13 protein-coding genes are annotated in these 12,312 nt (G+C 43.3%); 4 read left to right on the top strand and 9 right to left on the bottom strand.

From position 1 onward, the window contains the following. Positions 1–11 precede the first annotated feature (11 nt). Positions 12–158: a hypothetical protein gene (locus tag O0550_RS11855; protein WP_003335690.1), complete on the top strand. Its 147-nt coding sequence runs from the start codon at positions 12–14 to the stop codon at positions 156–158. Between the two features lie 17 nt (positions 159–175). On the opposite strand, the gene O0550_RS11850 is transcribed toward O0550_RS11855, so the two are convergent. Then, on the bottom strand, positions 176–454 hold the full coding sequence (locus O0550_RS11850) for a hypothetical protein (protein ID WP_138976968.1): 279 nt from the start codon (positions 452–454) through the stop codon (positions 176–178). A gap of 235 nt (positions 455–689) precedes the next feature. Between O0550_RS11850 and O0550_RS11845 the strand changes: the two genes are divergently transcribed. Next, positions 690–2,009 carry a globin-coupled sensor protein gene (locus O0550_RS11845; protein WP_022584227.1) on the top strand — a complete coding sequence of 440 codons (1,320 nt, stop codon included), beginning with the start codon at positions 690–692 and terminating at the stop codon, positions 2,007–2,009. 57 nt (positions 2,010–2,066) lie between these two features. On the opposite strand, the gene O0550_RS11840 is transcribed toward O0550_RS11845, so the two are convergent. The 8 genes from O0550_RS11840 to purC form a co-directional block, all read right to left on the bottom strand. Continuing rightward, positions 2,067–2,507, bottom strand: a complete 441-nt coding sequence (locus O0550_RS11840; RefSeq protein ID WP_004432830.1) for a hypothetical protein — start codon at positions 2,505–2,507, stop codon at positions 2,067–2,069. Positions 2,508–2,709: 202 nt separating this feature from the next. Beyond that, on the bottom strand, positions 2,710–3,312 hold the full coding sequence (gene purN / locus O0550_RS11835; RefSeq protein ID WP_003335694.1) for a phosphoribosylglycinamide formyltransferase: 603 nt from the start codon (positions 3,310–3,312) through the stop codon (positions 2,710–2,712). Then, positions 3,309–4,352 (bottom strand): phosphoribosylformylglycinamidine cyclo-ligase, encoded by a 1,044-nt coding sequence (gene purM, locus O0550_RS11830; RefSeq protein WP_258426395.1) that lies wholly within the window; start codon positions 4,350–4,352, stop codon positions 3,309–3,311. Before purM ends, purN begins: the two co-directional genes overlap by 4 nt. 16 nt (positions 4,353–4,368) lie before the next feature. Then, positions 4,369–5,793 (bottom strand): amidophosphoribosyltransferase, encoded by a 1,425-nt coding sequence (purF, locus tag O0550_RS11825; protein WP_035318751.1) that lies wholly within the window; start codon positions 5,791–5,793, stop codon positions 4,369–4,371. Then, positions 5,778–8,018 carry a phosphoribosylformylglycinamidine synthase subunit PurL gene (gene purL, locus O0550_RS11820; RefSeq protein WP_309304379.1) on the bottom strand — a complete coding sequence of 747 codons (2,241 nt, stop codon included), beginning with the start codon at positions 8,016–8,018 and terminating at the stop codon, positions 5,778–5,780. Before purL ends, purF begins: the two co-directional genes overlap by 16 nt. Further along, complete coding sequence (purQ, locus tag O0550_RS11815; protein ID WP_022584232.1) at positions 7,999–8,691, bottom strand: phosphoribosylformylglycinamidine synthase subunit PurQ; 693 nt, start codon at positions 8,689–8,691, stop codon at positions 7,999–8,001. Before purQ ends, purL begins: the two co-directional genes overlap by 20 nt. A gap of 1 nt (position 8,692) precedes the next feature. Beyond that, positions 8,693–8,950 carry a phosphoribosylformylglycinamidine synthase subunit PurS gene (gene purS / locus O0550_RS11810; RefSeq protein WP_003335700.1) on the bottom strand — a complete coding sequence of 86 codons (258 nt, stop codon included), beginning with the start codon at positions 8,948–8,950 and terminating at the stop codon, positions 8,693–8,695. Continuing rightward, entirely contained in the window at positions 8,943–9,662 is a 720-nt protein-coding gene (gene purC / locus O0550_RS11805; protein WP_004432844.1) for a phosphoribosylaminoimidazolesuccinocarboxamide synthase, read from the bottom strand. Before purC ends, purS begins: the two co-directional genes overlap by 8 nt. A 253-nt stretch (positions 9,663–9,915) precedes the next feature. On the opposite strand from purC, the gene O0550_RS11800 reads away from it, so the two are divergent. Both O0550_RS11800 and O0550_RS11795 read left to right on the top strand, forming a co-directional pair. Further along, the gene (locus O0550_RS11800) at positions 9,916–11,112 is read left to right on the top strand and encodes an iron-containing alcohol dehydrogenase (protein WP_258426393.1); all 1,197 of its coding nucleotides are present in this window, start codon (positions 9,916–9,918) and stop codon (positions 11,110–11,112) included. 60 nt (positions 11,113–11,172) lie between these two features. Next, positions 11,173–12,285 carry an aminopeptidase gene (locus O0550_RS11795; protein WP_003335703.1) on the top strand — a complete coding sequence of 371 codons (1,113 nt, stop codon included), beginning with the start codon at positions 11,173–11,175 and terminating at the stop codon, positions 12,283–12,285. Positions 12,286–12,312: the final 27 nt, after the last annotated feature.

Genomic DNA, 12,312 nt, shown 5'->3' with positions numbered 1-12,312 from the left:
GAGGAGGAATCATGCCAGCGACATCCGATTTAGTGAATCTTGGTGTTTCGTCAGATAATTTAGCATTTTGGGCTGCTATACTTAGCATCATCAGCTCTGTTCTAACCTTCCTCGCCCTTGTAATTGATAAGCAAAAAAAGAAATCCAAAAAATGCTAACAGATTTTTCTTTGCCATCAAAAGGCCATGGTTATCATCTTTACCTTCCATTCGAATAAATGAATGGTTGCATAAATACTCAGCCATCCGAGTAACAGATAAAGGATTTGTTGGTTTCTTGGAGATGAGTTTTTTACATTCATGATTAACAAAGATCCAACTACAACACCGATGGTAAACCATGCTACTTGTATAGAAGGTACCATTCCCTCAGCGTTATTCCACATCAGCACCCATATCAATGTGGCAACAAAATAGGAAGCAATAAATCGCCAAAACGAGTTCACTGTTCTCACCTCACGACCACTTGACATTCTTATTTACAAATAAAATACTGAAACTGTATAAACACCTTACTTTTTACAAAAAAGGAACCGATATAACTAGTGGATATATTATTTTTATATAGCAACTAGTATCGTTCTATATGATGGGGGTCACTTACTTTATAATATATATATTACAATCAAAAGAGATTGCAACGGACAATCAGATCAAAAACTGCTGTCTCATTATTCCGGGGGGTATTTCATGTGCGCAAAACCTTTTTCCGCATTTTTTGGTTCTAACCACAGCAAGAAAGCGTTCTCACTAGATGAGCAAGCGCATGCCAAGAATGTATCTCTAAACGTGTCAAAACATTCCGATGTCGTGAAACAATTGGAAATGATTCAACTTTCCGAATCCGATCTTCGAATTGCCAGGTGTCTTCAGCCACTCGTTGAACAGCATATCGATGAGATGGTAGAGCAATTTTACAAGAATCTAAAGCACGAGCCTTCTTTGATGGTTATCATTGAACGCCACAGCTCTATTGACCGTTTAAAATCAACACTGCGTACTCATATTTTACAATTGTTTAACGGCATTATAGATGAGAACTTCCTACAACAGCGTAAGCGCATTGCAATCGCTCATGTTAAAATTGGTTTGCTACCAAAATGGTATTTATGTGCCTTTCAGGATTTATCCATCTCGTTATTTAATATGCTAGACATACATATAGACAGTAAATCTGATTACCATAAATCAGTAAAAGCCATTACCAAGTTATTAAATATCGAACAACAAATCGTGCTGGAGGCGTACCAGGATGAGATCAACCGTTTACGTAGCTTAGAAGAAGATAAGAAAGTGATTGTCCGAGAAAAAGTCAATCAATCTGCTCAGGAATTAGCTGCAATCTCTGAGGAAACTAGCGCTTCTGTTGAGGAGCTGAGTGCCCAGGCTGGGGAATTTGTGATTCATGCGAAGCAAGGAACAGCTTCTTCTATTGAAGCACAAAATTTGTCCATAGATGGTACCACCAAGCTTGACGAGCAAGTTAGCCAATTTGATCTGCTTCAGTCTAGTATGAGAGAAATCTCCGTTGAAATGAAAGCTCTAGAAAATACTTCAGAGCAAATTCGAGGCATCGTTAGTGTAGTAACGGGTATCGCCGAGCAAACCAATCTCCTCGCCTTAAATGCGGCCATCGAGGCAGCGCGTGCTGGTGAACAAGGGAGAGGCTTTGCTGTTGTTGCAGATGAGGTGCGCAAGCTCGCGGAACAAACGAAAAAGTCGGTTTCTGGTGTAACTCAATTGATTGAGCAAACACATAATCAAACCTCCAGAGTGTCTTCGCTTCTCGACCGTGTAGAAGAATTGATTGTATCCTCTACGTCTTCGATGAGCGAAATCACCTGCTTTTTTGCCAATATCCAAAAAGCTGTCAGTATTAGTAAGGAACGCAGCAACCTGATTGAACAAGAGCTTGTCACTTTTTCACGCGTCATTGAAGAAATGAATCAAGCTGTTTCTCATGTTGCGCATTCAGCAGAGAACTTATCTGAGGTAATGGATACGTTATAGGAAATGTTGCTGGGAATAACCGTACCTCCCATATGGGCTGTACGGTTTTCTTTAATTTTATACACGCTTCTTTTTCCCTTTTTTATTGCTTAGTTTTTTAAGACTATGATAGAGACTTTTAGACCTTTTGTTTGATTTTTTATGCAAAGATACCTTTGCATATTCTTCTTTTGTTCTTTTACTTGATTTGTTCTTTGCTTTTTTCTCTTTTTTATCCAGACTACATTCGATAGGTAATTCCAACTCTTCAACAGGATGATTTAGCACTTCATTTTTAATACCGGTGTAATCCTTGTTTTTGACTTTACTTAATACCTTATCACGTGCCTCTTGGGACACGTTCAATCCCATGTCAGATATCTCATTTAGCACTGAAGTTATATTTTTACTATTTACTTCAGGTAGTTTTTGCGCCAATCGATATATGTCATGAATGCTCCACTCTCTTCCTGTTCGCTCACTAAGCTTGCTAAGCAAATTGGATACGATATCTGCCATTCCAGTTGTTCGCCTCCTTGTGTGCGTGCCCACTTGCTTTATCGTATGAATAGGGCAAGTAGTTGGTGAGTGAGAAAGTCGTGGAATGATACTTTTGGGTGTTTGGGGTCGTTTCTCGCCTTGCTGAGATGAAACGCGAAAAAGCGTTTTCCTTCATCCAGAAGGAGAACGCTTTACTTATGTTGCTTGCCTCGCTGTTTAATTAGTTTAGATTCCCCTTACCTTCTATTCCTAACTGGGCTTCTTCGCTAAGACCCTGTAACACACGAATTAACAGCCTATGCTCTACCTCATGTATCTTTTGCTGCAAGCTTTCTTCGGTATCTTCCTTATGAACAAAAATAACTTCCTGATCAATGATGGGACCTGTATCCATTCCCTCGTCAACAAAATGAACAGTCGCACCCATCACTTTTACTCCATATTCCCATGCTTTTTTAATAGCATCTTTTCCCGGGAATGCCGGTAATAAAGATGGATGTAGATTGATCATTCGCCCCTGGTAGCTGGTAAGCAATACATTCCCTATCAATCGCATATAGCCAGCTAGTACAATAAAATCAATTTCTTCTTGCTTTAATTGAACCAAAATCTCTTGTTCAAATGCTTCCTTAGACACATAATCTTTGGCTGAAAACAAAAATACAGGGATGCCAAGACGCTCTGCTCTCTTAATCGCATAAGCTTGAGCTTGATCACAGACTAACAGAGCTACCTCTACAAAGGGAAGGCGTCCATCTCGAGTTGCTTGCACAATCGCTTCAAAATTAGATCCGCTTCCAGAAGCAAACACCGCTATCCTCATTGATGCTCCCCTTCCACATAGACAACACCGCTATCTCCTTGCTGTACCTTTCCAATCAGATACGCTTCTTCTCCAGCCTCCTGAAGCATGTTTACTACATGTTCAGCATCATTCTTGGCCACTGCAAGCACCATTCCAATTCCCATATTAAAAGTCAGGAACATATCCTGCTGGTTGATATTGCCTGTTTTTTCGATCAATTCGAAAATTGGCAATATCGGCCAACTTCCTAATGTAATGGAGGCTTGCAGTCCGTTTGGCAGCATTCGGGGAATGTTCTCTGTAAATCCACCGCCTGTAATATGAGCCATTCCTTTCACTTCAACCTGTTTTAGTAAGGAGAGGATTGGTTTAACATAAATCTTTGTAGGAGTAAGTAAGACCTCACCTAAGCTTTTTTCAAAGCCTTCTACTTTGTCGTGCAACGAAAACCCGGCATCCTGAAGCAATACCTTTCGTACTAAGGAAAAGCCATTACTATGAACACCACTCGAAGCAATGCCAATTAAAATATCCCCTGCTTGAATTTTACTTCCATCAATTATTTTGGATTCCTCAACCACTCCAACCGTAAAACCCGCGATATCATATTCACCGTCTGCATACATCCCCGGCATCTCGGCCGTTTCTCCGCCTATGAGAGCACAGCCTGCTTGCTCACATCCGTCTGCGATTCCCTTTACAATGGACTCCAGCTTCGTAGGGATTACCCTATCACATGCAACATAATCTAAGAAATATAAAGGCTCAGCGCCTTGCACCACAACATCATTGACACACATCGCTACCGCATCAATTCCAATTGTATCATGATGATCCATTTGAAAGGCGAGCTTTAGCTTAGTCCCAACACCATCTGTTCCAGATACAAGCACGGGTTGCTTGTACTCTGCTACATTTAGACGAAATAAGGCGCCAAAACCACCGAGTCCACTCATCACCTCAGGCCGAAACGTGCGTGTAACGTGTTTTTTCATTCGCTCAACCGCTTCATTTCCAGCAGCGATATCAACACCAGCTTCTTTATATGCTTGACTCATCTGTAATCGCTCCCTTTTAGCATTTCGTGATTGGCAAGGCTTCCTCGAAGTTAACCTCTGTCGGGTATCTACCTGTAAAGCATGCTAAACAATGCCCACGATCCGGTGCGTTATCGCTGTCTACACGCCCAATAGCATCTACCATGCCCTTTGGTGTCATAAAGAGTAAAGAATCCGCTCCAATGTACTGACGAATCTCTTCAACCGATTTATTCGAAGCGATCAGCTCATCAAAGGATGATGTATCAATGCCATAAAAACACGGATTTTTTACTGGTGGCGAACTGATTCGAACATGTACTTCGATAGCTCCCGCGTCTCTTAGCATCTGCACAATACGACTACTTGTCGTTCCTCGCACAATCGAATCATCTATCATGATCACTCGTTTTCCTTCTACAACTTTACGAACCACCGAGAGCTTCATGTGCACTCCACGCTCACGCAGTTCTTGAGAAGGCTGAATAAAGGTGCGACCCACATAACGGTTTTTAATAAACCCGATTTCATAAGGAATACCTGTCGCTTCAGCAAAACCAATCGCCGCTGAAGTACTGGAGTCGGGTACCCCGATAACTACATCACCTTCTGCTGGCGCTTCATAAGCTAATTGCTTCCCAAGTCGTTTACGAGCCATGTGTACATTAATCCCATCAATGTCACTATCCGGTCGTGCAAAATAAATATATTCAAACGTACATAATGTACGATTTATTTTCGGTGCAAATCGCTGTGATTGAATACCATGCTGATCAATAATCAATAACTCGCCTGGCTCAATCTCACGCCAATAGGAACCTCCTACAATATCAAAAGCGCATGTTTCTGAAGCAACGATAACCGCTTCACCCAATGTTCCAAGCGACAATGGACGTAAGCCATTTGGATCAAGCGCAACAATTAATTGATCCTCGTTCATGACCAACAGCGCATAAGCGCCTTTAATTTCCTGCAAGGCTTCCATAACCGCGGAAGGTAAATCCTGCTTCGCTGAACGGGCTATAAGATGCGCAATCACTTCTGTATCGCTGGTTGTTTGAAAAATAGAACCTTTTTTCTCCAGTTCCTTGCGAATAACTCCTGCGTTTACTAAATTTCCATTGTGAGCTACAGCCATGCTACCTTGTGCATAGTTAAAAAATAAAGGTTGCGCATTTTCAATCCTACTTGAGCCTTGTGTCGTATAACGTGTATGTCCAATAGCTAAATGCCCTTGGAACTTTGCTAATTCGCCTTGCCCAAATGCTTCACTTACTAATCCCATTCCGCGATGCTTATACCATTTTTCCCCGTCAGAGGAACAGATTCCGGCGCTCTCCTGACCTCGGTGTTGAAGAGCATGCAGCCCCAAATAAGTAAGCGGGGCTGCCTCCTTGTGATTGTATATTCCAAAAACACCGCACTCTTCATTTAATTTATCCCACATTATTGGATCAAACATGGTATCGCATCCTTCCATGCTGATTTTAGGCGAGTAAGTGATGCATTCACGATTTCTTTGCCCTGATGAGTGATAACCAAATGATCTAATCCTGTTGTGCCAAGCACTTGGCAAGCCACTCCCTGCTCTGCTGCTAGTCGTTTCATCTGATTAACATTGTCCTGAGTCGTGCTCACTAGAATACGTGATTGTGATTCACTGAATAGCGCTAGATCAGCTCGCAAGTCGTCAGTTAGTTCAATCGTTGCTCCAATCTCTTTTCCGAAGCAGCCCTCAGCAATAGCGACAGCCAATCCGCCCTCTGCCAAATCGTGAGCCGATTGTATATACCCTGCCCGAATTGCAGATAGCACTACTTTTTGAACATTTGCTTCCTTTTCTAAATCAATTTGTGGAGGGCGACCGGAGATTTTGCCTGTCAGTAGCTTTTGATACTCGGAGCCTCCTACTTCTGCGTGAGTTTGACCCAATAATAAAATGACGTCTCCCTCTTGTTTAAAATCCTGAGTTGTAATATGGTCCACGTCTGTAATGAGTCCAACCATTCCGACTACTGGTGTTGGGTAAATAGCCTCACCACTACGTTCGTTATAAAGGGAAACATTCCCGCCGATGACAGGGGTAGACAAGGCATTGCAAGCGGCACTCATCCCATCCACTGCTTTCTCGAATTGCCAGAAAACCTCTGGTTTCTCTGGATTTCCAAAGTTCAGGCAATCTGTGATAGCTAAGGGCTCAGCCCCTGAACAAACCACGTTTCGTGCCGATTCGGCAACCGCTATTGCTCCACCTACTTCTGGATCAAGGTAAACATATCGCCCATTACAATCCGTACTCATAGCCAGAGCCTTACGAGTTCCGCGAATCATGACCACTGCTGCGTCTGAGCCTGGCGTTACAGCAGTTGAGGCGCGAACAATGTGATCATATTGCTCATATACCCATGCTTTATTAGCAATTGTGGGCTGTGCTAGCAATTGGACTAGCGTTTGATTTAGGTCAGCAGGCATTTCAAAGTCCGTGGAATCTATATTCGCATTCTGCTCGTAATAAGCAGGTACCTTTGATGGCTTATGATAGACAGGTGCATCCTCTGCTAGGCTATCCACTGGTACATTGGCGACAATTTCGCCATGATGAAGTAGGCGCAGCATGCCATCGTCCGTTACGCGTCCGATTTCTGCTGAGTAGAGACCCCATTTCTCAAAAATGGCTGTAACCTCTGACTCTCTTCCCTTTTCTACGACTACCAGCATACGTTCTTGCGATTCGGAGAGCATCATTTCATAAGCGCTCATACCTTTTTCACGCTGAGGTACTAGGTCTAAATTCATTTCAATTCCGTTCCCTGCTTTAGATGCCATTTCCGCGCTTGAAGAAGTAAGTCCCGCTGCTCCCATATCCTGAATGCCTGTCACTGCACCTGTCTCAATTAATTCAAGACAAGCCTCCAATAGCAATTTTTCCATAAACGGATCGCCAACCTGTACAGCAGGACGTTTTTTCTCTGATTCCTCACTTAGTTCCTCTGAAGCAAAAGTAGCACCATGAATGCCATCCCGACCAGTGCTGGCTCCGACATATATGACTGGGTTACCAATTCCTTTAGCTACACCCTTTTGAATCTTGTCGTGATCAATTAATCCCACGCACATGGCATTTACAAGCGGATTTCCTTCATAGGTAGGATCAAAGCTGATTTCCCCTCCCACGGTAGGTATCCCAATACAATTACCGTAACCAGCAATTCCAGCCACAACATTTTTAAATAAATAATTGACCCGAGACATCTTTAATTCCCCAAAGCGCAGAGAGTTCAGTAACGCTACCGGACGAGCTCCCATCGAGAACACATCGCGGATAATACCACCGACACCAGTTGCTGCTCCCTGATAAGGTTCGATAGCTGAAGGATGATTATGGCTTTCGATCTTAAAAACTACAGCCTGATTATCACCGATATCAACAATTCCTGCTCCTTCACCCGGCCCTTGCAAAACACGTGGCCCTTTGGTTGGAAAACGACGAAGCACTGGTTTGGAGTTTTTATAAGAGCAATGCTCCGACCACATCACACTGTATAGCCCGATTTCCGTCCAATTTGGCTGCCTGCCTAGCAAGCGAACAACGCTTTGATATTCTTCATCTGTTAAACCTAGTTCACGGTATAGATGTTCTTCTGCAATGCGGCTTGCTGATGGTTCCTTATGCGTAAGTTGTGACACCGTTTTTCTCCCTCCAGGCATTCAGAATTGAGGTAAACATGGTACGACCGTCGGCTGATGTCATCCAGCTATGCACAGCACGCTCTGGATGCGGCATCATACCAAGCACATTTCCGCGTTCATTCGTAATCCCTGCGATATCATCCAAGGAGCCATTCGGATTTTCCCCATCGTAGCGAAAGACAATCTGCCCGTTTTGTTGCATCCTTCTTAGTGTTTCCTCTTCGCAGAAATAGTTGCCCTCTCCATGCGCAATCGGGATTTCAATTCGCTCCCCTTTGGCAAATCCATTGGTAAATGGAGTCTGATTATTTTCTACACGTAAGGTAGATAGTTTACAGCGATAAGTAAGCGATGTATTCCGTAACATAGCTCCCGGCAACAAACCTGTTTCTAATAGAATTTGAAAGCCATTGCAGACTCCCATAATGAATTTACCCTCCTGTGCCGCCCTTACCACCTGCTCCATCACTGGTGAGAAGCGGGCTACTGCACCACAGCGCAAATAGTCACCGTAGGAAAAACCTCCTGGTAAAAGAATGACATCGTAAGCTGATAAATCTGTTTCGGTGTGCCACACGTAGTCAACAGGCACCTGCATGCAATCTTCTACTGCGTTATACATGTCCACATCTGCATTCGAACCGGGAAATACGATAACAGCTACTCTCATCTTATCCCTCCACCAGTTCTACCAGCTCATAGCGGTATTCTTCAATGACAGTGTTAGCTAATAGCTTTTCACACATCTCTTTCACCTGCTCCTCAGCAGCTTGTCGATCAATTGTATCTAACGTCAATTCGATATATTTTCCGATGCGGGCATCCTTTACTTGTTGAAATCCTAAGGTATGAAGGGCTCCTTGTATCGCATGCCCTTGAGGGTCTAGTACGCTTTCACGCAAGGTGACATAGATAACAGCTTTACACATGAACTTCTCCTCCTAATCGTTTCAGCATTTCTTGATACGCCTCTTCCACGTTCCCTAAGTTGCGGCGAAAACGATCCTTGTCCAGCTTCTCCAACGTCTCTGCATCCCAGAAACGACAAGTATCCGGTGAAATTTCATCCGCTAACAATACCTCTCCATCTGAGGTTCGGCCGAATTCTAATTTAAAATCAACAACAAGTACGCCTCTTGCCCCCATATATTCCTGTAAAAATTCATTTACTTGCAAAGCCGTTTCTTTTATTACCGCCAGTTCCTGTATTGTGGCAATTTTTAAAATGGCAATGTGATCATTATTAATGAGCGGATCTCCTAGTTCATCATTTTTGTAATAAAACTCCACTACTGGTTCATCTAATGGTACGCCCTCAGCCCATCCCAAACGTTTAGCCAAGGACCCGGCAGCAATGTTACGCACAACTACTTCTAACGGGATAATGTCGACCTTTTTAACCAATTGCTCCGTTTCAGATAACAGGCGGATAAAATGATTGGCAATGCCTTTTTCAGTTAACGCCTTAAACAAAATCGCGCTAATCTGATTATTCCATCTGCCTTTATTCACGATTGTCCCTTTCTTTTCGCCATTAAAAGCAGTGGCGTCATCCTTGTAAACCACCCAATACACATCTGGATCTGAAGTAAGATAAACCTGCTTCGCTTTTCCTTCATATAGCTGCTCGCGCTTTTCCAAGAAAAATTCTCCTCCCGCTACAAGCTTTATGCGTGTTTTAGTCAATAAATCACTTTCAACTTGATTAAAACATAAACCAAACAGATAATCAACGAATATTATACAGGATATATTCGACAATTGTTCGTATTTTACACTTTGCACTTCCGTTTAGATTGCCAAAATGCCATTGTGGTACAATATAGACACGATTTATGTTCGGATTTTCTATCGAACGCGAAACTGTTTTTTAATGAAAAGAGGCGATGGTACCATGTACCCTTTCCAGGTTCAATTTCCCACTCATATCTACTTCGGAGTTGGAGAGCTTGCACGTGTCGGCACAGAAGTGCGTGCATTAGGAACAAAAGCTTTGCTGGTGACAGGCGGACAATCTGCCAAATCAACAGGACTATTAGCAAAGGTAGAACAGCTCCTACAAGAAGCAAACGTACCGTACCAACTATTTGATCAAGTAGAACCCAATCCACGCACCTCCACAGTAGACCGCGGAGGACAGCTTGCCCGCGAAACAAACTGCGATTTCGTCATCGCACTTGGTGGCGGATCTGTCATGGATGCGGCAAAAGCTATTGCTGCTGTAGCACTATCTGGCCGATCCAGCTATGAATACCTGCGTGGTAATCCCCAAAACACAGCAAAGGAACTGGTTCCCGTAACGGAAGCTCTACCTTTGCTGACCATTCCTACTGTGGCAGCAACAGGCTCTGAAGCTAACAATATCACGGTACTAACTCATTGGGAGACCCATGAAAAAAGCTCCTTTTCAGGCCCAGCCCTATTCCCTAAAGTAGCTATCCTTGATCCATCTCTGACCTACACAGTCCCAGCTCGGGTTACAGCCGAGTCTTCTGCAGATATCTTTTCGCATTTATTTGAAGAGTATTTGGTTGGCCCTAATGACGCTCATGTACAAGATGGCGTCACAGAAGCATTGATTCGTTTAGTCGTTGAATTTTCTACAGTTGCTATGACGGAGCCTGATAACGAAGAAGCTCGCTCCACCTTATTGTGGGCAAGCACATTGGGCATTTCTCCATTTGCCCGAGCAGGTCGAAATGCAGGGTATCCACTACACAAGATCGAACATCCTTTAAGCGGACATTTCGATATGTCGCATGGACGTGGACTTGCTATCCTATCTCTACCATATTTCGAACAGTTTGTAGCAATAGATCGTCCTGAAAGACTCGCACGTTTGGGACGCGAATGCTTCCGGGTAAAGGCTGAATCTGATCAGGACGCAGCGCAGGCTACCATTCAGGCGATTGCTCATTGGTATCAGCAGATGGGGATTACTCAACGCCTGTCCGACTTTGGTATTTCACGCGACGATTTGCCAGTTCTGGCCCGAGAAGCAATTCGTACTGGTGGAGGAATTGACCACATTCCAAGTACAAGAGCGCTATCAACCGATGACGTCCTTCGCATCTATGATGCTTGCTTCTAGGAAGGGGTCATCTTGATGATATATTCATGTTGTACATATTATAAAAAGAGGTGTTAAAGCATGGATTCACGCATCAATGAACTTGCAAGCCGATTAATACGTTACTCTCTGAATTTACAAAAAGGGGAAAAGGTGCTAATCGAAAATATTGGACTCCAGCCAGCATTGGTTAAAGCGCTGGTACGTGAAGCTTTTGCAGTAGGAGCCCTTCCAGTAGTTACCGTAAAGGATCAGGAAATTATGCGTTCCTTGATTATGGGCTCAAGCGAAGAGCATATGGCTCTTTTTGCCAAGCATGAATTAGCACGCATGGAAGATATGGATGCGTATATCGGGGTACGTGCCTTTGAAAATGTAAATGAGTACTCTGATATTCCAGAAGAGAAAATGGGGCTTTATTCTCGAATTTATTACAGCACAGTCCATCTGAAGGAACGCGTTCCAAATAAACGCTGGGTCGTACTTCGTTATCCAAACAAAGCCATGGCCCAAGCTGCTAACATGAGCTTGGAAGGCTTTGAAGATTTTTACTTCTCTGTATGCAATCTAGATTATGCGAAAATGTCCAAAGCAATGGACCCCTTAGTGGAATTAATGAATAAAACAGACCGTGTGCGCATTGTAGGCCCAGACACTGATCTACGATTCTCCATTAAAGGAATTCCAACTATCAAATGCGATGGTAAAGCAAATATTCCAGATGGCGAATGCTATACCTCTCCTGTGCGTAATTCCGTAGAAGGTACTGTTTATTACAATGCAAAAACCAATTATCATAGTACGACCTTTACAGACGTGAAGCTTACGTTTAAAGAAGGTAAGATCGTAGAAGCTACTAGCAGTAATACAGCCTTGTTAAATACAATTTTAGATACAGATGAAGGTGCCCGCTACATTGGGGAGTTTGCAATCGGATTTAACCCTCACATCCTACAGCCAATGGGCGACATCCTATTCGATGAAAAGATCGCGGGAAGCTTCCACTTTACACCTGGTAATGCCTACGATATTGCTGATAACGGTAACCGCTCCTCTATCCACTGGGATTTGGTACAAATCCAACGCCCTGAGTATGGTGGGGGAGAAATCTGGTTTGATGACGTGTTAATTCGTAAGGACGGTATCTTCGTCTTGCCTGAACTACAAGGCTTGAATCCTGAGAATTTAGTGTAAAAGGAACCGAATGTAAGAGATTCGTCT

It is taken from the genome of Brevibacillus halotolerans (assembly GCF_026891775.1).
Taxonomy (GTDB): domain Bacteria; phylum Bacillota; class Bacilli; order Brevibacillales; family Brevibacillaceae; genus Brevibacillus_B; species Brevibacillus_B halotolerans.
This window is presented reverse-complemented; position numbering and strand designations above follow the sequence as displayed.

Coding starts and splice junctions, on each gene's coding strand:
- O0550_RS11855 (WP_003335690.1), top strand. CDS start 12: ATGCCAGCGACATCCGATTTAGTGAATCTTGGTGTTTCGTCAGATAAT.
- O0550_RS11795 (WP_003335703.1), top strand. CDS start 11,173: ATGGATTCACGCATCAATGAACTTGCAAGCCGATTAATACGTTACTCT.
- O0550_RS11800 (WP_258426393.1), top strand. CDS start 9,916: ATGTACCCTTTCCAGGTTCAATTTCCCACTCATATCTACTTCGGAGTT.
- purN (WP_003335694.1), bottom strand. CDS start 3,312: ATGAGGATAGCGGTGTTTGCTTCTGGAAGCGGATCTAATTTTGAAGCG.
- purQ (WP_022584232.1), bottom strand. CDS start 8,691: ATGAGAGTAGCTGTTATCGTATTTCCCGGTTCGAATGCAGATGTGGAC.
- purM (WP_258426395.1), bottom strand. CDS start 4,352: ATGAGTCAAGCATATAAAGAAGCTGGTGTTGATATCGCTGCTGGAAAT.
- O0550_RS11840 (WP_004432830.1), bottom strand. CDS start 2,507: ATGGCAGATATCGTATCCAATTTGCTTAGCAAGCTTAGTGAGCGAACA.
- purF (WP_035318751.1), bottom strand. CDS start 5,793: ATGTTTGATCCAATAATGTGGGATAAATTAAATGAAGAGTGCGGTGTT.
- O0550_RS11845 (WP_022584227.1), top strand. CDS start 690: ATGTGCGCAAAACCTTTTTCCGCATTTTTTGGTTCTAACCACAGCAAG.
- purS (WP_003335700.1), bottom strand. CDS start 8,950: ATGTGTAAAGCTGTTATCTATGTCACCTTGCGTGAAAGCGTACTAGAC.